Origin of the sequence: Acinetobacter genomosp. 33YU, assembly GCF_001990725.1 — a bacterium.
GTDB lineage: Bacteria > Pseudomonadota > Gammaproteobacteria > Pseudomonadales > Moraxellaceae > Acinetobacter > Acinetobacter seifertii.
In genome coordinates this window covers 124,384-146,103 of the sequence record NZ_LFZQ01000011.1, presented here as the reverse complement: position 1 = coordinate 146,103, position 21,720 = coordinate 124,384, and the positions used below count along the sequence as shown (strand labels likewise).

At 35.8% G+C, this 21,720-nt stretch carries 24 protein-coding genes; 13 read left to right on the top strand and 11 right to left on the bottom strand.

Annotated elements, in window-relative coordinates; all coding sequences use genetic code 11:
- Positions 1-98: 98 nt before the first annotated feature.
- A complete protein-coding gene (locus AC056_RS14240; RefSeq protein ID WP_077163983.1) occupies positions 99-842 on the top strand; it encodes an adenosylcobinamide-GDP ribazoletransferase in 744 nt (247 codons plus the stop codon).
- Positions 843-917: 75 nt separating this feature from the next.
- Here the strand turns inward: AC056_RS14240 and AC056_RS14235 are convergent, their stop codons facing one another.
- The 6 genes from AC056_RS14235 to AC056_RS14210 all read right to left on the bottom strand — a co-directional run bounded on the left by AC056_RS14235 (position 918) and on the right by AC056_RS14210 (position 7,491).
- Positions 918-2,027, bottom strand: coding sequence for a 3-deoxy-7-phosphoheptulonate synthase (locus AC056_RS14235; protein WP_019459045.1), 1,110 nt, complete (start codon positions 2,025-2,027; stop codon positions 918-920).
- A 96-nt stretch (positions 2,028-2,123) separates the two neighbouring features.
- Positions 2,124-3,011, bottom strand: a complete 888-nt coding sequence (locus AC056_RS14230) for a sulfite exporter TauE/SafE family protein (protein WP_077163982.1) — start codon at positions 3,009-3,011, stop codon at positions 2,124-2,126.
- A gap of 153 nt (positions 3,012-3,164) precedes the next feature.
- On the bottom strand, positions 3,165-3,446 hold the full coding sequence (locus AC056_RS14225) for a hypothetical protein (RefSeq protein ID WP_039251334.1): 282 nt from the start codon (positions 3,444-3,446) through the stop codon (positions 3,165-3,167).
- Complete coding sequence (locus AC056_RS14220) at positions 3,443-4,999, bottom strand: PepSY-associated TM helix domain-containing protein (protein ID WP_213033501.1); 1,557 nt, start codon at positions 4,997-4,999, stop codon at positions 3,443-3,445. Before AC056_RS14220 ends, AC056_RS14225 begins: the two co-directional genes overlap by 4 nt.
- Positions 4,992-5,291, bottom strand: coding sequence for a hypothetical protein (locus tag AC056_RS14215; RefSeq protein WP_139344663.1), 300 nt, complete (start codon positions 5,289-5,291; stop codon positions 4,992-4,994). The genes AC056_RS14220 and AC056_RS14215 overlap by 8 nt, the downstream gene beginning before the upstream one ends.
- Positions 5,292-5,355: 64 nt before the next feature.
- Complete coding sequence (locus AC056_RS14210; RefSeq protein ID WP_077163981.1) at positions 5,356-7,491, bottom strand: TonB-dependent siderophore receptor; 2,136 nt, start codon at positions 7,489-7,491, stop codon at positions 5,356-5,358.
- A 221-nt stretch (positions 7,492-7,712) separates the two neighbouring features.
- Between AC056_RS14210 and lpxB the strand changes: the two genes are divergently transcribed.
- On the top strand, positions 7,713-8,888 hold the full coding sequence (gene lpxB / locus AC056_RS14205) for a lipid-A-disaccharide synthase (RefSeq protein ID WP_039251327.1): 1,176 nt from the start codon (positions 7,713-7,715) through the stop codon (positions 8,886-8,888).
- Between the two features lie 32 nt (positions 8,889-8,920).
- On the opposite strand, the gene AC056_RS14200 is transcribed toward lpxB, so the two are convergent.
- A complete protein-coding gene (locus tag AC056_RS14200; RefSeq protein ID WP_077163980.1) occupies positions 8,921-9,790 on the bottom strand; it encodes a DUF2797 domain-containing protein in 870 nt (289 codons plus the stop codon).
- A gap of 39 nt (positions 9,791-9,829) precedes the next feature.
- On the opposite strand from AC056_RS14200, the gene AC056_RS14195 reads away from it, so the two are divergent.
- Both AC056_RS14195 and AC056_RS14190 read left to right on the top strand, forming a co-directional pair.
- Positions 9,830-10,291 (top strand): DUF6231 family protein, encoded by a 462-nt coding sequence (locus AC056_RS14195; RefSeq protein ID WP_077163979.1) that lies wholly within the window; start codon positions 9,830-9,832, stop codon positions 10,289-10,291.
- 99 nt (positions 10,292-10,390) lie between these two features.
- Positions 10,391-10,981 carry a YidB family protein gene (locus AC056_RS14190; RefSeq protein ID WP_068934515.1) on the top strand — a complete coding sequence of 197 codons (591 nt, stop codon included), beginning with the start codon at positions 10,391-10,393 and terminating at the stop codon, positions 10,979-10,981.
- A gap of 107 nt (positions 10,982-11,088) precedes the next feature.
- Here AC056_RS14190 and AC056_RS14185 read toward each other — a convergent pair whose 3' ends face one another.
- The 3 genes from AC056_RS14185 to AC056_RS14175 all read right to left on the bottom strand — a co-directional run bounded on the left by AC056_RS14185 (position 11,089) and on the right by AC056_RS14175 (position 13,106).
- The gene (locus AC056_RS14185; RefSeq protein ID WP_004701846.1) at positions 11,089-12,150 is read right to left on the bottom strand and encodes a porin; all 1,062 of its coding nucleotides are present in this window, start codon (positions 12,148-12,150) and stop codon (positions 11,089-11,091) included.
- Positions 12,151-12,404: 254 nt separating this feature from the next.
- Positions 12,405-12,818 (bottom strand): HIT family protein, encoded by a 414-nt coding sequence (locus AC056_RS14180; protein WP_000312749.1) that lies wholly within the window; start codon positions 12,816-12,818, stop codon positions 12,405-12,407.
- An 18-nt stretch (positions 12,819-12,836) separates the two neighbouring features.
- Positions 12,837-13,106 carry a YARHG domain-containing protein gene (locus AC056_RS14175; RefSeq protein WP_004701840.1) on the bottom strand — a complete coding sequence of 90 codons (270 nt, stop codon included), beginning with the start codon at positions 13,104-13,106 and terminating at the stop codon, positions 12,837-12,839.
- A gap of 629 nt (positions 13,107-13,735) precedes the next feature.
- Between AC056_RS14175 and AC056_RS14170 the strand changes: the two genes are divergently transcribed.
- The 4 genes from AC056_RS14170 to AC056_RS14150 all read left to right on the top strand — a co-directional run bounded on the left by AC056_RS14170 (position 13,736) and on the right by AC056_RS14150 (position 16,162).
- Entirely contained in the window at positions 13,736-13,936 is a 201-nt protein-coding gene (locus AC056_RS14170) for a hypothetical protein (protein WP_077163978.1), read from the top strand.
- Positions 13,937-14,437: 501 nt separating this feature from the next.
- The gene (locus AC056_RS14165; protein ID WP_004701835.1) at positions 14,438-14,662 is read left to right on the top strand and encodes a hypothetical protein; all 225 of its coding nucleotides are present in this window, start codon (positions 14,438-14,440) and stop codon (positions 14,660-14,662) included.
- Between the two features lie 178 nt (positions 14,663-14,840).
- On the top strand, positions 14,841-15,215 hold the full coding sequence (locus AC056_RS14160) for a cell envelope integrity protein TolA (RefSeq protein WP_049066565.1): 375 nt from the start codon (positions 14,841-14,843) through the stop codon (positions 15,213-15,215).
- A gap of 179 nt (positions 15,216-15,394) precedes the next feature.
- Positions 15,395-16,162 carry a class I SAM-dependent methyltransferase gene (locus AC056_RS14150; RefSeq protein ID WP_077163977.1) on the top strand — a complete coding sequence of 256 codons (768 nt, stop codon included), beginning with the start codon at positions 15,395-15,397 and terminating at the stop codon, positions 16,160-16,162.
- 117 nt (positions 16,163-16,279) lie between these two features.
- Here the strand turns inward: AC056_RS14150 and AC056_RS14145 are convergent, their stop codons facing one another.
- Positions 16,280-17,365 (bottom strand): alpha/beta fold hydrolase, encoded by a 1,086-nt coding sequence (locus AC056_RS14145; RefSeq protein ID WP_077163976.1) that lies wholly within the window; start codon positions 17,363-17,365, stop codon positions 16,280-16,282.
- Between the two features lie 133 nt (positions 17,366-17,498).
- Between AC056_RS14145 and AC056_RS14140 the strand changes: the two genes are divergently transcribed.
- The 5 genes from AC056_RS14140 to AC056_RS14120 all read left to right on the top strand — a co-directional run bounded on the left by AC056_RS14140 (position 17,499) and on the right by AC056_RS14120 (position 21,716).
- Positions 17,499-18,686, top strand: coding sequence for an O-succinylhomoserine sulfhydrylase (locus tag AC056_RS14140; protein ID WP_174742014.1), 1,188 nt, complete (start codon positions 17,499-17,501; stop codon positions 18,684-18,686).
- 175 nt (positions 18,687-18,861) lie between these two features.
- Positions 18,862-19,098 (top strand): hypothetical protein, encoded by a 237-nt coding sequence (locus AC056_RS14135; protein ID WP_004701821.1) that lies wholly within the window; start codon positions 18,862-18,864, stop codon positions 19,096-19,098.
- A 257-nt stretch (positions 19,099-19,355) separates the two neighbouring features.
- Positions 19,356-19,685: a YbaB/EbfC family nucleoid-associated protein gene (locus AC056_RS14130; protein WP_002113538.1), complete on the top strand. Its 330-nt coding sequence runs from the start codon at positions 19,356-19,358 to the stop codon at positions 19,683-19,685.
- A 9-nt stretch (positions 19,686-19,694) separates the two neighbouring features.
- Positions 19,695-20,291: a recombination mediator RecR gene (gene recR, locus AC056_RS14125; protein WP_077163974.1), complete on the top strand. Its 597-nt coding sequence runs from the start codon at positions 19,695-19,697 to the stop codon at positions 20,289-20,291.
- 300 nt (positions 20,292-20,591) lie between these two features.
- Positions 20,592-21,716 carry a ribonuclease D gene (locus tag AC056_RS14120; RefSeq protein ID WP_077163973.1) on the top strand — a complete coding sequence of 375 codons (1,125 nt, stop codon included), beginning with the start codon at positions 20,592-20,594 and terminating at the stop codon, positions 21,714-21,716.
- The last annotated feature ends 4 nt before the right edge of the window (positions 21,717-21,720 follow it).

Sequence of the window (21,720 nt, the reverse complement as noted above, 5' to 3'; positions counted from 1 at the left end):
TTTTTAAAGTCTTTCATGGGAATAGGGATTGCTATTCCCATTTTTATTTCTTCATAATTCAGTTTATTTTTAAATATAGTTCAGTTAGAGAGTGGGATATGACACCTTTTTGGATTGCATTGCAATTTTTAACTGTTCTGCCTATTGAGTTAAAAACAATACCAACGGCGCAACAAAATGGTCGAGCTATTTTGTTTTATCCACTGGTTGGGCTGATTATCGGTGGCATACTTTTTATTTTCACCTGTCTTTTGGCTAAACTCCCTATTGTTCTACTTGCCTCAATCATACTCACTTTATGGATTTGGTTGACTGGTGGATTGCATCTAGATGGGTTAGCTGATACTGCCGATGCGTGGGTAGGTGGTTTTGGTGATAAACAACGTACTTTACAAATCATGAAGGACCCAAGTTGTGGTCCAATTGGAGTACTGAGCTTAGTTATCATTTGTTTACTCAAATTTGTACTGATCTATGTGTTGATTGAACAACATCAAACACTATTTTTAATACTTGTACCTATAGTTGGACGCGTTGTACCGTCTATTTTGTTTTTAACTACATCATATGTTCGTGAAAAAGGTTTAGGGCGTTCTTTGACAGATCATTTACCTAAAATGGCTTCATGGATAATAACTGGGTTCGTTCTGCTATTGCCATTGTATTGGGAATTGCAAGGGCTTATTACGATTATTGGCTTTTTAAGCAGTCTTGTTTATTTAAGACACTTATTTATAAAACGAATAGGTGGTATTACAGGCGATACTGTCGGCGCAGCAATTGAGATTAGTGAAACTGTACTGCTTTTTACTTTTATGTTGAGTTATTTTTACTTATTTTGATATTGAACTCCGCCCAAACAAAATAAAAAAAGCCCTCATTTTTGAGGGCTTAATTTTCAATCTTAAAAAGATGAATTAACGGTTTGGTAAAACATCTTTTAAAGCTTCATGCATTTCAAGCAATGTCTTTTCAGTAGTTTCCCAATCGATACAACCATCAGTTACTGATTTACCATATTCAAGGTCACAAAGGTTTTCAGGAATATCTTGGCGACCACCTTTTAAATGGCTTTCAACCATAATACCTACGATTGACTTATTACCATCTAAAATTTGTTCAGTAATATTTTTAAGAACAAGTGGTTGTAAGTACGGGTCTTTATTTGAGTTAGCATGACTTGCATCGATCATGATCTTATTGCTAACTTTTGCTTTCGCTAAAGCAGTTTCTGCTTCTGCAACAGAGCCAGCATCGTAGTTTGGCTTACCATTACCGCCACGTAATACAACGTGCGCATAAGGGTTACCATTTGTATTAATGATTGAAACCTGACCGTCTTCGTTCAAGCCTAAGAAGCTATGACCATATTTAACAGACTGCATGGCATTGGTTGCAACAGTTAAACCGCCATCTGTACCATTTTTAAAACCTACTGGAGATGATAGGCCAGAAGACATTTCACGGTGAGTTTGGCTCTCGGTTGTACGCGCACCAATAGCAGACCATGAAATTAAGTCTTGGTAGTATTGTGGCGAGTTAGGATCAAGTGCTTCAGTTGCACAAGGTAAACCTTTTTCATTTAACTCAAGCAAAAGCTTACGACCAATACGTAAACCTTTTTCGATATTAAATGAGTCATTCATGTCTGGGTCATTGATTAGACCTTTCCAACCAATTGTCGTACGTGGTTTTTCAAAATAAACACGCATAACCAAATAGAGAGTATCTTTAACCTTTTCGCTTAGTGCTTTTAAGCGATCAGCATATTCGTGAGCAGCTTTAGGATCATGAATAGAGCAAGGACCAATAACGACAAACAAACGCTTATCAGAACCGTCCAAAATATCGCGAATAGTTTCACGGCCTTTTAGAACAGTTTGTGAAGCAACATCAGATAAAGGAAGTTCTGACTTAAGTTCAGCTGGTGTTACAAGAGTTTGGATGCTTTTAATATTAACGTCGTCGATATCTGGCTTTGAAACGGAATTTAAATGTGTAGTCATTGCTGTCACTGGTTCGATCATACTAAAGGTTGTTTTGTGTACTGAATATACCATGAAATAATTATGAAAATACTACATCGCATGGTATTTCAGTTTGGAAAAATCCTATTGATTTTACTATCTTTCAGTCGAGTTGCCTGTTTTTTCAGCAACTTGAGCTTGTTGTTGTACCACAGGTGCTTTCGGTTTTGCTTTGACTGGGTGAACCATAAAGTTAACACCAAGGGCAAATAGAGTAATACCTAAAATTTTACGGATTAAACGTTCAGGCATGCGAGAGCTAATTAATGTTCCTACAATAATTGCAGGAATTGAACCTACCAATAACCATGTAAGCAACATAAAGTCGACATTACCTGCACTCATATGCCCAAGACCAGCAACTAGAGTAAGTAATACGGCATGTACAACATCTGATCCAATAATTCGAATCATTGGCAAGTTCGGGAACATAATCACGAGTGCCATAATTCCAAAGGCACCAGCACCAACAGATGATAGTGTTACGAATACACCTAAAATGATACCCATAATCACAATGTAGGTACGCTTATTTTGAATAGCTAATTGTTCATTTTCACTATGAGCAGTTTCTTTGTTGCGGAATTTACTAAAAAACTTCTCAATACGAGAGCGGAAAATAATAGAAACACCCGTCAAAGTCAGCATAAAGCCTAACACCATGGTTAATACGGCTTTATAGTGCGTAGATTGACTTAAATAATGCTCGAGTACCCAAGTGGTAACGAAAGAAGCAGGAATACTACCGACTGCGAGCCATAAAACGATAGGCCACACGATATTCAATTTCTTTGCGTGAACCATTGATCCACAGAACTTTGAAATTGCGGCATAAAGTAAATCAGTACCAATTGCGATATGAGGTTCAATTCTAAAAAGGCCAATTAAAATTGGTGTCATTAATGACCCACCACCAACTCCTGTAATCCCTACACAGAAACCAACTAACATACCCGCTAAGATAAATTCAAAAGCACCAGACATCTTTATCGCCACTTATCACGAAACGCAGATATCTTATTCCTTTTAGAGATAAACTTTTGTCATGAATAATGATTTACTTATGCAAAAAAAAGCTAAGCAATGCAAATATTACTTAGTTTGTTTTATTTTTAATCATTATTTTTAATAAAGAGATTACTTTGATGGCTTGAGTGGATTAATTAAAAGTATCAGAGCAAAAGTTAAAGGTGATGCAAATATCCACCAGCTCACAAAACCAATAGATAAGCCATTTTTTTTGATAAGAATAAATCCGCTCAAAACAAACAACAGATAAGCGGATATTCTTAACAATGAATAATATTTTTGAGCTAAGGATTTGAAATAACCAGTTGATTTCGGTGAGCGATATTTCTCGCTCGATATGAATAGTAAATACATACCTAGCACAGTCAGGGTAAACACAATAATCATCATGAATTCACCTCAATATTTAACTTACTCAGTTTCTTTTGAATTTTTTGTGTAGCTTTATGCTGAATAGGTCTAATTTTGCAGAATATGAAAAGTGCTAAAGCTGCAAATATCCATAAAAATACGTCTATACGGGCAAACATCCAATAATCACCTAGGCTTTGAATATAATCATATTTGATTAAATAACTTAGATTTAAGATTGGAAGTACAATACAAAGCAAAATAAAAATACTCAATTGAGTTCGCCACAAATACTGCTTTTTAGTAGTTAATGCAATAATTAGGCTCATGAGCCAGACTAAAAAGAAGCTATAAATTTCATAATTGATTGTAGTTATGGTGACGGTAAACAATCGATTCGCATATAAATAAGCAAGGGTTGCACAAGGCAAGCCTACAAATGTGGCAACATTTAAACGGTCAACTAAATAGTGCCCGAAATGAAACTTAGTATTTTTATTTTGAAGTTGGCGTTTAAGGCTCCAAAGTAACAAGCCAGACGCAATCATCACACAACCTAAAATGCCTGAGAAAAATAATCCTAAGCGAAGTAAAGGTTGAGCAAAAGTTGCCATGTGCAAACCATATACTCCCGCATAAAGTGTGGCAACGGCACTTTGATTACGTGTATCACTTAAGACTTTGCCAGTTGTAGCATCTAAGATGATTTGCGCTTGATTATGAGTAATGGAGCGGTCTTCTTGCTGAATAAACGTAATTTGAGCCTGATTCGTATTTGGGTTTTTAACACTCATAGTTGCTAAAGTTTGATTTCCCCAATGTTGCTGAACTTGACTCAATAACTTCTCAATAGCTAAGTTTTGAGCAGGTTGAATCGATTGGTTTTCAGACGCAGCCTTTGTGCGAATTTCGGTAAAATATTGATATGGATTCTCTGGATAGAGTTTTTGCATTCCCCAAGGAAGATATAAATAAAAGAAAATAGCTAAGCCTGTAAAAGTAATAGTCAAAAAGAAGGGCAGTGCAAGAACAGATGATACATTGTGAAAATCTAGCCATGAACGCTGAGACTTAAAGGTGCGTAATGTAAAAAAATCGGTAAAGATTTTTTTATGGGTAATAATGCCTGAGACTAAGGCGATCAACATAATAAAAGCTGCTAAAGATACAATTAGCCGTCCAATGAATATCGGAACACCAAAAAGTTGATAGTGGAAACGATAAAAGAAGTCACCACCTTCGGTTGCCGAAAGTTTTAGTTCTTGACCTGTGTTTGCATCGAGTGTGGCATTGCCATAACCACCGTCAGGTTTTTCCCAATACATGGTGTTAACGGGGCTTTCTGCGGTAGCAACAGTTAAATACCAAGACTTGGCATCTGGAGCGTGTTTTTGTAAATATTGATATGCTGTTTTAACTGCTACATCTTGTTTTATTTCGTACTGTGCAAGTGCTGGTTGCATCCATAAATTAATTTCATGGCGGTAATACGACAAACTTCCCATTAAAAAAATAGCAAATACGAGCCATCCAAAAATTAATCCAGTCCATGAATGTAGCCATGCCATAGATTGGCGTATACCTTTATGCATAACTCACCATCCGTGTCACAAAAAAGAAAAGAAGACATAACGCAATTGATAGTCCAGTGAGTTTCAAAAGTGATTGAATGCAGAAACCTATAATCACGAAAAGTACATAAAATAAAATAGAGATAAATGCTGCCAAATAAATGGCTTCAGGTTTGTCTAGGGTCAAATGAAAAATGCCAGTAAGACCAAGACTTAAATAAGCCATACAGACATAACCCATACCGAAAACGACTAAGAATCGATAGAAAACTTTTATGCGATATGACATAGGGAGATTTAAAGTTTTGGACATCTTTACTGGCACATAAACAAAAATAAGATGAATGCCAACTCCTAAATAGGAGTTGGCTATGCGATTAATATTTAAATTTTACAGCAACCGTATAGTTAGCTGAGGGTCCATAAAAACCTTGACCATTAGGGAAACTATACAAATATTTCTTATCGAAAATATTATTTCCATTGGCTTGAAGCGTAATGTGGTTATTCACCTCATAGCTCGCCATTAAATTCACTAAGGCATAGGAATCTTGTTTAATGGTGCTGTTTGCTGTCGAGTCATATAGTTTCACGGCGTCTTGCCATTGTAGCCCTGCACCAACTTTCAGCTTAGGTAAAACAGATGGTGTATAGGTCGTCAGCAAGTTAAGGGTTTGGTTCGGATTATACGTTCTCGCTTCACCACCATTTTTAATATCTTTAATACTAAATTGAGCATAGCCAAAAGCAAGATTGACGTTATCAGTGATTTGACCTGATAAGCCAACTTCAACACCTTGTGATTCTAAATCACTGGTTGGTACTTTTCGGTTAAATGGATTTCCGTCTGAGTTGCGTAGCGGATAATTATTTTGCTCAGTTTTAAATACTGAAAAAGTACCTGTTAAACGGTCGTCTAGCCATGAGCTTTTTACCCCCATTTCATAACTTTTACCCTCAACAGGTTTCAAAGCTTGATTGGTATTTTGGTCGATACCAGTTTGAGGACGGAAAATAGAGGTATAGCTCATATAACCTGTATATTCAGGCGTAAAGTTATAGGTTAAGCCTGCATAAGGTGAAACTTTACTTTCACTATATTCCATGGGTGAACCATAGCTTTCGCCTTTACTCTCAGCTCGCACATAGTTTGCGCCAAGCAAAAGTTTTAAATCTTCGTTGAGATGTAAACGTGTAGCTGCATAAATTGAATCTATATTTTGCGTATAGTTCGCTGCTTCCGTGAAATCTGACCATGTTATAGATTGAGGTGTCCAGCTTGCCCAATTTGTAGTGGTAGAATTGATAACATTGGTGTCGTTAATTGTTCCCGTAGATTGATTATCATGCTGACGACTGCGTACATAGTTATAGCCTAAAGTTGCTTCATGTTCTCGATTAAAAAGTTTATAAGTTCCTTCAAGATTAAAATCTACAGCATGTTGTTCTTGATGCTCTTGACCACCCCATGGTGTCAAAGACACTCCTGAACCATCAGCTTTTGGATAACCATAATAATAAAGAAGGCGACTATTGTGTTTACTATCAAGATAGTTATAAGTCAGCTTAGCTGCCCATTGATCATTAATTTTCTGTTTTAATTCAACAAAAGCATTTTGCGTTTCATTATCCCAATGTGCCCAGTCAGGGTTTGGGTTATAGGAGCGATTATAAGAAATTTGTTTACCATTGGCATCGAGTAAGGGTAGAGCGCCCCAATTGTTTGCATTCGGTTTATTTTTTTCTTGGCTATAACCTACGGTAAGTAACGTGGTATCTGTTAAATCAGCTTCAACAATACCAGCGAAACCATTTTTTTCTGAAGAATATCGGTCAAGGTAAGAATCGCCAGTTTGTTCATAGCCCATAATGCGACCACGGACTTTTCCACTCGGTAGAATTGAGCCAGAGACGTCAGCCTCATAACGCTGAGTGTCCCAAGACCCGTAACTTACACCGCCACTTGCTTGAAATTCTTGAGTTGGGCGTTTTCGAATATTGTTGATGGTTGCACTTGGGTCACCAAATGCATTCGTTAAAGAGTCAGCACCTTTAACGACTTCTACACGATCATAAAAATAAGTATCAGGATTGGTGTTGTTGTAGTTATAACCTGAGAGGGGAAAACCTACGGCGTCAGTCAATATATTTGAAATCTCGAAACCACGAGCCATATAAGTAGTTCGCTCGGTTTCCTGATTAGTAACTGTGATTCCGGGTGTGTTGTTTAGAACATCTCGGGTGCTGGTAAGGCCAAAGTCCTCAATTTGTTGACGAGTAACGACATTAATAGTTTGAGGCGTTTCTTTAGCTTCTATATTAAGCTTGGTTGCACTACTAGAGTTTTTAACATTATATGCTTTTGTTTGTTCAGAAGACTGCTCAGCATTGGATGCTTTAACTTGTATCGTCTGCAAAGATTGCACATCTGTGTCTTGAGCATAAGTGAGATTTACATAACAAATCGCGCAAGCGATTACAGAAAGTTTAAATGGTCGAGGTGGGAAGGTCATAATAGTAAAGATAATGTAAATAATTCTCATTTATTTTATTGTTTGTGAATGTAAGCTACAATTCAAATTGCATTGTTAATTTTGATTAAAATATAGTGAATGAGTGTAATTCTAGATTATGGCGTGCGGAGACAGACTTTCGCCAGCATGTATCTAGCAAGTTCAAGATTAATAAACCTCTATGCTAGAATGCATTATTTCAAATTCTTGGGTAAACCGACTTGGCAAATCGAAAACTTAAAATAGGCATTGTAGTTGGGGAAGTTTCTGGAGATACGCTAGGTGTCAAACTTATGCGTAATTTCCGCGAGCAAGGAATTGATGCTGAGTTTGAGGGAATCGGTGGACCCCAAATGATTGCTGAAGGTTTTAATAGTTATTACCCGATGGAAACTCTATCTGTGATGGGGATTGTTGAGGTATTAAAAGACTTAAAAAAATTGTTCGCCGTACGAGATGGTTTAATTAATCAATGGACTCAGCATCCGGTTGATATTTTTATTGGTATTGATGCACCTGATTTTAACCTCAGACTTTCAAAAAGTATTAAAGAGAAGAATCTTCCAATAAAAACAGTTCACTATGTCAGTCCATCTGTTTGGGCGTGGCGCCAAGGACGTGTTCACGGCATTAAACAAAGTATCGATTTAGTACTTTGCTTATTTCCGTTTGAAAAAGTTTTTTATGAACAATATGAAGTTCCAGCGGCATTTGTGGGTCATCCATTAGCTAGACAATTACCACTTGAAAATCCAATTCAAATTGCCAAACAGCAATTAGGCCTTAATGAAAATCAAAAGCATATTGCTTTGTTACCAGGTAGCCGTAAAGGTGAAGTTGAGCGACTTCTTCCTATGTTGCTGGGTGCTGCTAATATTTTGCATACCAAATATCCAGACATCCAGTTTTTAATTCCGGCAATTAATGATGCCCGTAAGCAACAGATTGAGCAGGGTGTTCAACAACTAGCACCTCATTTAAAGGCTTCTATTCATATTTTAGAAAATACTGATAGTGAATCTAAAATTGGTCGTATGGTCATGAATGCAAGTGATATTATTGCGTTAGCTTCTGGAACGGCGACTTTAGAAGCCATGCTCATGCATAGACCGATGGTCACTTTCTATAAGTTGCATTGGTTGACCTATATAATTGCTAAGCTTTTGGTCAAAATTCCTTATTATTCTTTGCCTAATATTATTGCGGGTAAGAAAGTCATTGAAGAGCTGATTCAAGCTGATGCCACACCAGAAAATTTAGCCGCTGAAATAGAGAAACTAATGAATGTTGAGACAGCTCAAATTCAAGTGATGCAACAGTTAACCATGCATAAACAGCTTATTTCTGGAAATACAGAAGATCCAGTTCAAGAAATCCTAAAAGTACTTGAAAAGTAAAAAAGCCCCATTTTAGGGGCTTTAAAACTTATCTAGGCACGTATAATAAGCTCGTAACCTGTATATTTACGAATGTTGATCACACCAATATCAAAGATTAAATATTGGCCTTTAATACCCTGTAACACACCGCGAATTTTTGGTGTTTTATCTAGGTTTAGAGATTTAATTTTCTCAGGATATTGTTCTACTGGGTAGACAAATTCGCGCGGTAACTCTTCTTCTAATAATTCAACAGTTTCGTTAAATTCAAGATTTTGGCTAAACTCCTCACGAATCGTTTGAATTTTTGGTGCAAACTCCTCGATTAATTGATCACGCTGTTCTGTCAGTTTAAGAGGTTCAGCTTCACCCTTAAGGAGTTTACGCCAATCAGTTTTGTCAGCAATTAAAGAACCAAACATCGTTTCAAGCTGACCAGATAAACGGCGTGATCCAACTTTCATAATTGGTAAAGCCTGAGTTGCTCCTTGATCTAACCAACGACCTGGCATATGACTAACACGAGTAATACCTACTTTTAAAGCACTCGAATTTGCCAAGTACACAATATGGGGTTGGAAACAAACATTATGGGCAAAGTCATCTTCACGACATGTACCTAAATGGTAGTGGCATGTTTCTGGTTTCATAATGCATAGGTCACATTCAGCTTTTGTTTTAAAACATTTAAAGCAGTGACCTTGAGAATAAGACTTCGGTGTTTTAGTGCCACATGAAGTGCAATAGATATTACCTGTCCATTCGATTTCTAGTTCTTGTCCTAAATTAAAAGGAAGATCAATTTCTGAACGGTCTAATACAAATTTGTATTCAACATTTGCCTTGGTTGTCTGTTGATCAGTTACACTAGCATCTTTTAGGCCTGCATGCATTTTATGGCAAATGCCTTGTAGTTCCATAAAGTTTAAACTCACATCTTTCAATTAAGGGTTGCAGTTATGGCTGAACAAAATGTCATCACTTCTATGCTAGACGATTTATCAAACGAACAGCCCATTCATACTGCACTTTGTATTGGCCAGAAAATTGACCAGAATAACGCAATTCAATTGCACTATTTTACCGTAACTGAGCTTTTAAGTCTGCCTTTTACTCAGCGTTATGACTTGGGTTTTGTATTGTTTGATACAGATGAAATGCAAAACATTGGCGATGTTCAAAAGTCACAATTATTAGTGAAGCTAAGAGATTTGTTGGCAAAACGGATTGTTGTGGTAAGCAAACGCAGTGATGAACAGCTATTACGTTCTTTAGGCTTCACGCAACTTATTGATAAAACATCACATGATAGTGATTTTGCTTTATGGCAATTTAACATTTTGACCTATAAACATGTGCCAGACTGGTTTAATTCAAAATTTTGGGCGAACCCAGAGAACTGGAATAAATTTCGCTGGTAAAAGGTAAGCAAATCTCTTTCAAAATTTAACAATTTGGCTTTTGCTGTGTTCATAAGAATCCGCGTATGCTCATGTATAAATCATGCATAAGAGATACACATGACAAATTTAAGCAGTATTGTAGAAGTTTTGGCTCAGCAAGCTTTAGGTGGGAACCAGCAAGCATCAGGTCAAGGTGGTTTGGGTGGAATTTTAGGTTCTGTATTGGGACAAATGGGCGGTAATACTTCTTCTGGTGCTCAAGGCGGTCTAGGTGGTGTATTAGGTTCGGTATTGGGACAAGTGACAGGCAACAACAATGCACCTCAAACAGGTGGTGGCGTACAAAGTTTATTAATTGCGGTTGTACCTTTAATTTTAGGTTGGGTTCAACAACAAGGTGGATTACAAGCTGCTTTAGAAAAGTTAAAAGGCGCTGGCTTAGGTAGCCAAGTTCAAAGTTGGGTTGACCCAAATCAAAGTAATAGTGAAGTTCCTACCCAGCAATTACAAAGCCTATTTAACCCAGCAGATATTGAGCAAGTTGCCCAGCAGGCTCAAGCGCCAAAAGAACAAGTTTATGGTGCGATCGCATCTGTGTTACCTCAGGTTATTGACTCTTTAACACCTCAGGGTGACAGTACAGATCATCAAGAAGCAAATCAAGACATTCAAAATGTGATGAATCTGGTCAGTGGTTTCTTAAAATAAGAGATATACTTTAAAAAAAGCCGATCATTTTTATATCGGCTTTTTTAGTATGTACTAAAAAATAAAAGGGCTTGCGCCCTTTTACTTTATGAAGGATGGTTAATAACTTAGAAGTTATATTCCATACCAGCACCTACAACAGTACGTTTGTCGTCTTGAGCAAGCCAGTCACGTTTTTGTTGAGCAACAATACCGTAGAAACGTGCTTGTTTATTGATTTTGTAGTCTAAGCCTACGCCGTATTGATCAATTTTACGATCTTGTTGACCATCTACAGAAGCTTTAGATGATTGGTATTGTCCTTTTACAACAAAAGGTGTTTCACCAATTTTGTAAGTTATAGCACCAACCCATGCATCTTCTTGTAAGCCTTTATATTTAGTCAACTCATCAGTTGGTTCAGCATGTTGCCATAAACCACCCAACACAAGACCAGTTGCACCAAGCTTGCTAAAATCGTAAGAACCAGTTACACGGTAAGCATCAGAGAAGATATTGCTAAGGCCATAAGCATTGTATTTACCTTGTACGCTGTAGTTAGCAGCAGCAGCCAATGCTAAACCAATGTCTTTATTTTCGTAGCCGAGAGAGCCTGAAACTGAGTCACCAAAACCATTACGTTTGTCATCGTTACCAGATGCGCCTGGAGTTGGATCAGCAGGCGTTTCACCTTGTTGGAACATCACGTTGAATGTTACGCCAGCAAGAAGTTTAGGATCAGATTCAAAACCAATAACGTTATTTAGACGTTCTTCACCATACATTGTGTTGGTAATATCTAAAATAGTGTGGTCGTTATAGATGTCTTGGTAGTTACCAGCGGCATTTTTGAAGTAAGAGTCAAATTTACCAACTTTCAATGTACCAACATTATTTGATTTGATACCGATATAACGGTTACGTTGACCAAGATCTGTACCATCACCATCAGCATTAATTTGCCATTCAGCTAAATAAACTGCTGATAAGTTATCAGTCAATTTCTCTTCGCCTTTTACCCCAATACGAGACGCGTTAGAGTTAACTTCGGTAACGTCACTTTTACCATCGAAATTTTTGTTGTCAACTTGGTCAATGGTAACATTGAGTTTACCGTACAAAGTTGGCGCTGCTTGCACCGCGTTTACGCTTAGAGTTGCAACTGCGGCAGCGAGAAGCAATTTCTTCATTGAGATTTCTCCAAAAGGTATTTTTAAATGGCGTATGCCTAGCTAACTTTTATTTTGTAGTTGGCTTATGTACAAAAAGTTACAGAAGCTCACCAACTTGCTAAGAAGTATCTGTAAACTTTGTGACAGTGGAGTGAAGAAGAAATGACAGTTTTATGACAAATAAGAATTAGAAATACTTTATTTTATTTTGATTTTATTACACTTTTTAAATAAAAAAAGCGGAGCCTAAGCTCCGCTTTTAACTCTTTAAATCAAAGAGCTGCTTTAATTTTTTCGGCTAAAGCCTTGATTTTATCTTGATCTCCTAATTGCGCAGCATGTTTACCAAGCTGGTGAACATTTGTTGGAATTAGGTGAAAGTGAACGTGAGGGACAGTTTGTCCAGCAGCGGCGCCAGATAATTGCATGAGAACAATACCATCTAGGTTTAGTGCTGTTTCCATTGCTTTCGCAATCTTTTGCACAATCTGGATGGTGTAAGCTGCTGCCTCAGGGGGTAAATCAAGTAAAGTTACTGCAGGAGTTTTTGGAATAACTAATGCATGACCATCGGCTTGGGGCATAATATCCATAAAAGCTAGAACTTGATCATCTTCATAGAGTTTTATCGCTGGAAGTTCACCACGTAAAATTTTTGCGAAGATATTTTGATCATCATATGCCATGAATTATTCCTTTAAGTACTATTTACACTTCAATTCTTTTTGACGTTCTTTAATTGCGTCTAGACGTTGCTGCTCTTTATCAGAGAATTTTGGCTTAGTCGTATGACAGTTTTCATTACCATATTTTTCTTTAGCATCTTGGTCTTTAAAGCAAAAGCCTTTTGATGCATAAATCAAATTGTAATCATCTTGCAATTTTTGACATTCTTGCTCAGGTGTTGCAGCTTGAGCACTGAAGCCGGCAAGAGATACCATTCCAGTGAATACTGCAACCAATAATTTATTCATGAGCTTTTCCTCAGTTAAGGTATGAACCTGTACTCAATATAAGGTTTATTCCCAATATTTCAATGACTATTAATTACTCAAGTGTTATTAAAAATCATGTTTTATCTTATAATACAAAAAAGCTTTACATATCAATATCTTTTTTAAAATTTAAATTAAATCAATTGGTTATATTTTATTTTAAATAATAAAAATATATACATAATAAATATTTAAAACGATTATTAAAATTTCATAGTGATGAATTAAATACGCTATATGAGTAACATCGGTTCTTGTTTATGTAATCAAGAAAATTTCTATATTTCTTTAAATGAAAACTATTTATTACTGTCATTGCAGTTTATGGCGAAAACAAACGGGTACGGGAGTGAATGCGGGACTTTGGTCGAAGAAAGCTTTTTGTATAAAGTCAAAACATGAATGGGGAGGTTAGCGAACGCTCATGAAAGTTTTGAATGTTTGCGTGTTATTGAGGAATTCTTAAAGTACTTCGAATAACATCTTTTTAGTTTTATATCTTTTAATATTTCTTAAGTGTTCGTTACATAAATGATGTGTGTTCACTGTTGAATATATCCGGTATTTAATTGAGCATGAGATGACATAACTTAAAAAGGATGAATCACATGATAGATGAAGAAAAGCCTTTAAACTTTGAAGATGATGAAGAGCCTCTTGATTTTGAAGATGAAGAATTTATAGACGATAAAAAAGAGGATGAAATGTATAACTCGATCACTAAGGATGGATCTAGTGTTGATCCTGCCGATGAAGGAACAAGACATATTCGTCCTGAAGACGGTGATCCGATAGAACTTGATGAGTAAAAACATCAATTTAAATAATATTATTCTTTTTAATATTTAAGTATAAGTGTAATATCCGATCGCTGTCACAAACAGCAAAAGTCCTGAATGATCAGCGCAAAAAATCAAAAGGGTAGAGCCTGCTTACAAAGCGGGCTTTTTATTCTTTGTATAAATTTAAACTGAAAAGTTGGCTTACTGAGAAGAAAATATTCTTGTTTTTAAACTAATAAAATATGCATCAAAATAATAGCTTACAGCTAAATACTCCACTTATTTATAGTGAGCATTTAAAAGAAGCACGAATGTAAATAATAAAAATAAAAAAAGTAGAAAAGCCATAAGTTAAAGCATATCGTTAAATTATTTAGGTATTTTACACAATTTAACATTTTATGCAAATTGGTTTGCATTTTATTAAGATTTGTTAAAATTCGATCAAAGTATGATCGTTTTAAATATGTGACAATTTTTGTTTAATTTGATAGATTGTTTTGTTTTTTACAACAATGGGTAGGCTGTATGGAAAAATTGTTATTCGCTTTTGCCGTGGTACTGACGCTGAATGGTTGTGCATCACTCACCCATAAAGCTGATGAAAATTATGTTAGCAAGTCACCAATTACTCCGGTGAATACCGCATTTAATGGAACGAAAGTACCTGAGCATGGAATTTTTACTGAGCAAGATATTGCTAACATGCCTGAACATTCAAATATCAATTCACGTTATGAGGTAGCATTTTAATAAGTGAACAAAATTTGAAATTGAATAGTTAAACTAAATAAACTGGTCAATTAGCTGAAATATTAAATTTACTAGCATTACTATTTAGTAAAAGCTGCTAAGTATAAAACCACCAGTTTGGTGGTTTTTAAAAAGATAAAATGTTAAATTTTAATCATTGAAAAAATTGGTTTTATAAATGAAAAGTATCATTATTTTTACTTCTATATTTTTATTATGCGGGTGCGCAATTAATACTAAGTCATTATCATCACCAAAAAGTAATGATGATAAAACGATATTAGAAGCTGAAAAATATAAGCAACAATATCAGAAAAAAATCTTTCGAACTTGGGATGTCCCATCATCTTCATCTGGTATGAGTGCTAGTGTTAAAGTTTTTTTAACTGACACAGGTCAAATTGAGCAAATTATTTTTCTTGATAAAGAAGACCCAAAGTTTAAATCAAGTATTGAAAAAGCTATATGGCGTTCAAGTCCATTTAATTTACCTTCTAATCCTGAGGTTCGAAAACAAGCTAGAAAATTCAATATAAAATTTATATCTAAGTAAATTTTTCAATATGAACTTGTTCTTTACTTCAAGAAACCACCGGCAGGTGGTTTCTTTGTCTTTATAGTGAATTTTACGACCTATTAATAACTTTAAGTTATTAATTATTTAAAAACTAATCATTATTTTTTATCAGCTTTTTCTTCTATGTTTAGTTTATCGAAAAAGAGGAATAAGCCATGTTGAATCAACATGAGATTAATTTAAAGCAGTACCACAATAAATCTTTAAGTTATTTGAATAGCACCGCTCATTCTGAAGGGGTCGAATTTGATAAATTTATCAAAGAAATTGAGAAATACCCAAATGCGGTTGTTTTAGATTTAGGTTGTGGTGGTGGTCATGTGGCTTATAACGTTGCTCATCATGCTGATCTGGTTTTTGCTTATGATTTATCTCATGAAATGCTCGATACTGTTTCAAAAGCTGCCAATGACCGAAAAATAAAGAATATCTTTGTACAACAAGGTATAGCTGAAGATATGCCTTTTACAGATGAGCAGTTTGATGTAGTCATTAGTCGATATTCTGCTCATCACTGGCAACATGTACCAACGGCCATGAAAGAAATAAACCGGGTTATAAAACCTAATGGTACCGTTATTTTTGTTGATATTATTAGCTCAAGTTTTCCCATATTAGATACCTTTTTGCAAACTATAGAAGTGATTCGAGACCCGAGTCATGTAAGAAACTACAGTATTAAAGAATGGGTTTACTTCATTGAGGACGCTGGCTTTGAGTTAACTGCTTTAGACAAACAATCACTCATGCTAGATTTCGATAGTTGGGTACAGCGTATGAAAACACCTGAAGATCAGATAAAAACGCTTAAATATCTACAAGAAAATGCATCAGATATCGTCAGAAAATATTTCAACCTTCAAAAAGACGGGAGTTTCGAAAGTAAGGTAGGGTATTTTGTATTTAAAAAGATATCTTTTTAGCTCGGTTGTATGTTCAAGTTTCTAATATTAGAAATCTTAGAAACTGATCAAATATACAGTTATGGTTTATAAAAAGTGAAAAAGCCCTTTATATCAGGGCTTTTTCGTAGTTGTTTTTTAAATTATAGTCGAACGTTCCGTCAACCAATCTGCCAGTTTAGGCCAAAATTCTTGTGCACTTGCTTGGCTAGACATCAGTCCTAAATGACCTCCGGGAATAAGAGTAAAGGTCACATCTTGGCTACTGGTTAATTGGCTTAATGGCTGAGCAGCATCTGCTGTGACCAATTGATCGCTACGACCTGCACCGACTAAAAGAGAACAATCAATATTTTTTAATTCAATTTTTTTATCTTTTAATTGAATAGAGCCTTGATTCAATGGATTTTGTAGCCATACGTTGAACAACATGTCCTGATTAATACCACCAGGATAATCAATCATATTGTTTAAAAAACTACTTAATGTAGCGTGCTCTTGTACAAATTGAAGGTCATGAAGATTTTTGAGTAATTGAATATAACCGTCGAACCAGCCTTTAGGGTCAAGAATTTTAAATCCCAAAGAATTTAAAATACCTGGAGTATGAATCAACCGCTTTGGTAAACCAGAATAAATACGTTGCTGAAGTTTTTTATTATGACCAATAGCATTATTTATGGTTCTGTAGAGTTTTCCAATATAACCAGATGCATAACTATTGATAGGGCTGCCTAACACTATAAGGTTTTTGACATAATTAGGTTGGTTATGCGCCGTATATAAAGTAACGAATATGCCTGCCATACTCCATCCATGTAGTGAAATTTGATTGCTACCTGAATGCGTTCGTATTACCTCGATGGCTTTAGGAATAAAATCTTCAATAAATGATAAAAAGTTTAGATGTCTATCTTTAAATCCTAAACGTCCCCAATCGACAAGGTATACGTCGAAACCTGCATTTTGGAAATGTTTAATAAGAGAACGATAAGGATATAAATCATAGATCGCCATATTAATCGCTAAAGGTGCAACAAAAACTAAAGGTTCTTTAAAGCGCTTTTGAGCAGCCGCATAGTAACGAATGCGAGTTTCATTAAATTGACCAATAACTTCGTAATGCGTGCTTTGAGACAACACCAGTGTTTTGGGGTGGAATAGTCGGGTAGAGAGGTGCTTGATTTGACTTTGTTCAGAGACAAGGGACTTTAAGCGTTTCATCTTGCTTTACCAACTATACTAAAGATTGATTGAAGTCTAAGCGATAATTTTCAGGTTTACCTTGACCTTAAATACCCTAGGCACTCAAAATGATGATAGTTTTTAGTACATGACCAGTAAAGGCGAACATTTAATGAACCAGTCTGATGATTTAGAATACCAACTTGATACTTTAGCCATTCGTACCGGACATACTCGTAGTTTTGAAGGTGAGCATGGTGAACCGATTTTTTTGACTTCATCTTTTGTATATGAAAATGCTGCTGAAGCGGCTGCAAAATTTTCTGGTCAAGTTCAAGGAAATATCTATTCTCGTTTTACCAATCCGACTGTATCGATGTTCGAAAAACGCTTAGCAGCTTTAGACGGTGCTGAACGTGCTGTTGCGACAAGTTCTGGAATGGGCGCGATTTTGTCAGTTGCTATGGCATATTTAAAAGCGGGTGATCATGTTATTTGCTCAAGAGCAGTTTTTGGTTCAGTTGTCGCTTTGTTTGAAAAATATATTGCTAAGTTTGGTGTAGATATTACATTTGTCGATTTATGTGATTTGGACGATTGGAAAAACGCGGTACGTCCAGAAACTAAACTTTTATTTGTTGAGTCACCATCGAATCCTTTAGCTGAGATTGCAGATATTCAAGCACTTGCAGATATTGCGCATGCGAATGGTGCATTACTTGCGGTTGATAACAGTTTCTGTACACCTGTTTTACAGCAACCATTAAAATTTGGGGCAGACCTTGTCATTTACTCGGCAACTAAATATTTAGATGGACAAGGGCGTGCATTAGGCGGTGCTGTTGTTGGTAATCATCAGTTGTTAGAAGAAGTCTTTGGTGTTGTCCGTACTTTGGGTCCATCTATGAGTCCATTTAATGCATGGGTATTCCTAAAAGGTCTAGAAACCTTACGTTTACGTATGAAAGCCCATTGTGAAAGTGCTCAAAAGCTTGCCGAATGGTTGTCTACTCATGAAAAAGTAGAGAAAGTCTATTACGCAGGTCTTCCAACTCACGAAGGACATGAACTTGCAGCAAAACAGCAAAATGGTTTTGGTGGTATTGTTTCTTTCGTTGTTAAAGGTGAACGTGAAGGCGCTTGGAAAGTGATTGATAACACCAAATTTATTTCAATTACTGGTAATTTAGGTGATGTGAAGTCAACAATTACCCATCCTGCGACAACAACACACGGCAAACTTTCTGCTGAAGCCAAACAAGCAGCAGGAATTCAAGAAGGTTTAATCCGTGTTTCAGTTGGTTTAGAAGATATTAACGATATTATTGGTGATATCTCACGCGGATTAGATTTAATCTAAATAATTTATATATTTAAGACTGAGCCATACTTATTTTAGTATGGCTTTTCTTTAAATTCACTTTACTTTTAACCAACGATTGAAATAAAAAAACTACATTTTGTTATAAATGACTTTAAAATCGAAACGTAAAAAAGTTCTAAAGTTAATAAAAATAACAAAGCGAGTTTTAACCATGCTTAAGCCTATAATTTTTTTAGTCGCTATAGGGGCAATTGGTTTAATTGGATATAGAGTATTTGCCCAAAAAGATGAACCAACTCAAATCAGCGAAACTGTGTTGTTGATTAATGATGCGAACAAATCAGTTGAAGATGCCGATCATTCAATTGAAAAAGCAAATGCCTCTTTTCAAAAAATGCCTTTAAATGAATACAAACCCGATAATAAAAATCTTCAAGCTTCACAGTAGTGTCAGTTAAATTAGAGAACCGGTTCCTAAGTCTCAAAACTTTTGTATAGAAAACTTTAAATGGATGAGTTAACGAAAATAGTTTCATAGATACCAATAGAAAACATTAATTTATTGTGTCAGAATTGCGGATTAATTTTGATTTAAACGTAATGACCTCAATGATCTTGATGATCGGTCGGGGTAATAAAAGAGTTTAAGTTCCGAAGTGTTATGTGACTATCAATCATATTTGATAGAGATACGGAGTTAGGTTTATGAATATCAATATGCTCATGCAGCAAGCGCAGCGCATGCAAAAAGATATGGAATCAAATATAAAAAAGGCCAAAGAAGAGCTTGCTCAAACTGAAGTACATGCTGAAGCTGGCGGTGGTTTAGTTAAAGTAACAATGACTGGTCGTTATATCGTAAAACGTATCGAAATTAATCCAGAATTACTTCAAGATGAACCAGACATGATTGAAGATTTGATTGCTGCTGCGGTTAATGACGCTGTGCGTCAAGCAGAAGTAATTTCTGAAGAGAAAATGCAAAAAGCTAACTCAGGTATGGGTTTACCTCCTGGTTTAGCAGGCATGTTCTAAGGAAATTCAGTGTTTAGTGATAGATTTGAACAACTCGTTCAAGCTTTACGTATTTTGCCTAGCGTTGGACCGAAGTCGGCCCAACGTATGGCTTTACATCTGTTGATGAAAAATCGTGAAGGTGCCTTTGTTTTAGCGCATGCTCTACATGAAGCATCAAGTTATATTCATGAATGTAGTGTTTGCCATTCTTTAACAGAGCACGAAATTTGTGACATTTGCGCCTCAACAGAAAGAGAAGATCAACTGCTTTGTGTAGTTGAGTCTCCGGCAGATGTGATGGCAATTGAGCAAAGTGGTAGTTTCCGTGGCAAATACCATGTATTAGGTGGTCATCTTTCTCCTTTAGATGGGATCGGGCCAGAGGAAATAGGTATTCCTTACCTAATTCAACGCTTAAGCCAAGGTACTATTGAAGAAGTTATTTTGGCAACTAATGCTACAGTAGAAGGTCAGGCGACAGCACACTATTTGGTCGAAGCCACGAAACATTTACCTATTCATATGACACGTATTGCTCAGGGTGTACCACAAGGTGGTGAACTTGAATATGTTGATAGTCATACATTAAGTCAGGCTGTTCATAACCGAATGCGTATGAAATAAGTACTTCGGTGCTTATTTCAAAGTTTTTAAAATCAATCCTATTATTAAAAATAGTTTTAAAAGACAGAAGTATATTTTTAAAAATTATTTAGTGAATATATAAATTAAAAAGCGATTCTGGAAAAATAAATTTTATTAGGGTGTTAAATTGAAAAACTTTAAAATAATGATCAAAAAATTATCTCTTTTTAGGGAAATTGTTCAAAAATAGATTATTCATCCGAGATTCAGTAGCATTTTTCTATTGCTATGTTATATATACCAGAGTTTAAAGCACTCTTTGCATTTACTTGAGAAAGCATGTTTCAGTTTATCCAACAGCAAACCGAATTGGTTGATGTTCTTCAACAAATGGATCAATGTTCAACATATGGACTTGATACAGAATTTATTAAGGTTGACACCCTTTGGCCTAAACTTGGAGTATGTCAGGTCAATGTCAACGAAAACGTATATTTGTTGGATGGTGTATCGTTAGATTTAACTGAGTTTTGGAAAAAAATCTTTGTTGCTCAACAAAATATTTTTCACGCATGTAGTGAAGATATCGATTTAATTTACCACTATGCCGATGAACAAAACCTGTTAAATGTTTTTGATACTCAAGTTGGACTTTCTTTTCTCGGACATGGTTTACAAGTCAGCTATCAAGGTGCTTTAAAGCTTTGTTTAGACATTGACATTGAAAAAGATCAAACACGTTCAGACTGGTTGGCGAGACCTTTATCTCCTCAACAGCTATGTTACGCTGCAAATGATGTTTTATATCTTATGCAATTGGCTACCCATATTCAGGAGCAGCTTAAGCAAAAAGGGCTTTACGACTATGTTGTTGAAGATTGCAGTAGTCTCACCAAAGAAATTATTAGTGAAACACCAACTTCATTGCTTTATACAGATGTAGGGAATTATCGACATTCGCGTCGTCAATTAATGCAGTTGCAGAATTTGAGTGAATGGCGAGAACATATAGTTAAAGCAACTAACCAGCCACGTAGTTTTGTTCTTAGAAACTCGACAATGATTGATTTAGTCGAAAAGAATCCGCGTAATAATTTCCAATTATCTCAAGTCAGAGATATTCGTCCAAATGTTGTCCGTGAATATGGCAAGATTATTCTGGATCTTTTAAAAGTCTTACCAGTAGAAGGGCAATGGCCAGCTAAAATTGCTAAACCTTTTAAAATTACTTCGAAAGAAACTTTAGATAAAATGGATGCGTTAATTGCTAATGCTATAGAGCAGACCTCCATTCCAAAAGAAGTTTTGCTTCGTAAGAAATGGTTAAATGCGATTCATCAGCATGTGCTTTCTAAAGGTGACGAACAAGATTTACCTGATTACATGTTGGGATGGCGTTACGAATTACTTACCAAACCGCTTATTGAACTATTTACAGAAGAGAAGGCAAGTCTCTTATTTTAAATTT

What these genes read in the sequence shown, in the direction of transcription:
- AC056_RS14170 (WP_077163978.1), top strand. Translation starts at nt 13,736, where the DNA reads ATGATAGATGAAGAAAAGCCTTTAAACTTTGAAGATGATGAAGAGCCT.
- AC056_RS14195 (WP_077163979.1), top strand. Translation starts at nt 9,830, where the DNA reads ATGGCTGAACAAAATGTCATCACTTCTATGCTAGACGATTTATCAAAC.
- AC056_RS14220 (WP_213033501.1), bottom strand. Translation starts at nt 4,999, where the DNA reads ATGCATAAAGGTATACGCCAATCTATGGCATGGCTACATTCATGGACT.
- AC056_RS14200 (WP_077163980.1), bottom strand. Translation starts at nt 9,790, where the DNA reads ATGGAACTACAAGGCATTTGCCATAAAATGCATGCAGGCCTAAAAGAT.
- AC056_RS14160 (WP_049066565.1), top strand. Translation starts at nt 14,841, where the DNA reads ATGAAAAGTATCATTATTTTTACTTCTATATTTTTATTATGCGGGTGC.
- AC056_RS14120 (WP_077163973.1), top strand. Translation starts at nt 20,592, where the DNA reads ATGTTTCAGTTTATCCAACAGCAAACCGAATTGGTTGATGTTCTTCAA.
- AC056_RS14150 (WP_077163977.1), top strand. Translation starts at nt 15,395, where the DNA reads ATGTTGAATCAACATGAGATTAATTTAAAGCAGTACCACAATAAATCT.
- AC056_RS14165 (WP_004701835.1), top strand. Translation starts at nt 14,438, where the DNA reads ATGGAAAAATTGTTATTCGCTTTTGCCGTGGTACTGACGCTGAATGGT.
- AC056_RS14210 (WP_077163981.1), bottom strand. Translation starts at nt 7,491, where the DNA reads ATGACCTTCCCACCTCGACCATTTAAACTTTCTGTAATCGCTTGCGCG.
- AC056_RS14130 (WP_002113538.1), top strand. Translation starts at nt 19,356, where the DNA reads ATGAATATCAATATGCTCATGCAGCAAGCGCAGCGCATGCAAAAAGAT.
- AC056_RS14185 (WP_004701846.1), bottom strand. Translation starts at nt 12,150, where the DNA reads ATGAAGAAATTGCTTCTCGCTGCCGCAGTTGCAACTCTAAGCGTAAAC.
- AC056_RS14235 (WP_019459045.1), bottom strand. Translation starts at nt 2,027, where the DNA reads ATGATCGAACCAGTGACAGCAATGACTACACATTTAAATTCCGTTTCA.
- AC056_RS14135 (WP_004701821.1), top strand. Translation starts at nt 18,862, where the DNA reads ATGCTTAAGCCTATAATTTTTTTAGTCGCTATAGGGGCAATTGGTTTA.
- AC056_RS14140 (WP_174742014.1), top strand. Translation starts at nt 17,499, where the DNA reads ATGAACCAGTCTGATGATTTAGAATACCAACTTGATACTTTAGCCATT.
- AC056_RS14215 (WP_139344663.1), bottom strand. Translation starts at nt 5,291, where the DNA reads ATGTCCAAAACTTTAAATCTCCCTATGTCATATCGCATAAAAGTTTTC.
- AC056_RS14175 (WP_004701840.1), bottom strand. Translation starts at nt 13,106, where the DNA reads ATGAATAAATTATTGGTTGCAGTATTCACTGGAATGGTATCTCTTGCC.
- AC056_RS14225 (WP_039251334.1), bottom strand. Translation starts at nt 3,446, where the DNA reads ATGATGATTATTGTGTTTACCCTGACTGTGCTAGGTATGTATTTACTA.
- AC056_RS14180 (WP_000312749.1), bottom strand. Translation starts at nt 12,818, where the DNA reads ATGGCATATGATGATCAAAATATCTTCGCAAAAATTTTACGTGGTGAA.
- AC056_RS14240 (WP_077163983.1), top strand. Translation starts at nt 99, where the DNA reads ATGACACCTTTTTGGATTGCATTGCAATTTTTAACTGTTCTGCCTATT.
- AC056_RS14230 (WP_077163982.1), bottom strand. Translation starts at nt 3,011, where the DNA reads ATGTCTGGTGCTTTTGAATTTATCTTAGCGGGTATGTTAGTTGGTTTC.
- AC056_RS14190 (WP_068934515.1), top strand. Translation starts at nt 10,391, where the DNA reads ATGACAAATTTAAGCAGTATTGTAGAAGTTTTGGCTCAGCAAGCTTTA.
- AC056_RS14145 (WP_077163976.1), bottom strand. Translation starts at nt 17,365, where the DNA reads ATGAAACGCTTAAAGTCCCTTGTCTCTGAACAAAGTCAAATCAAGCAC.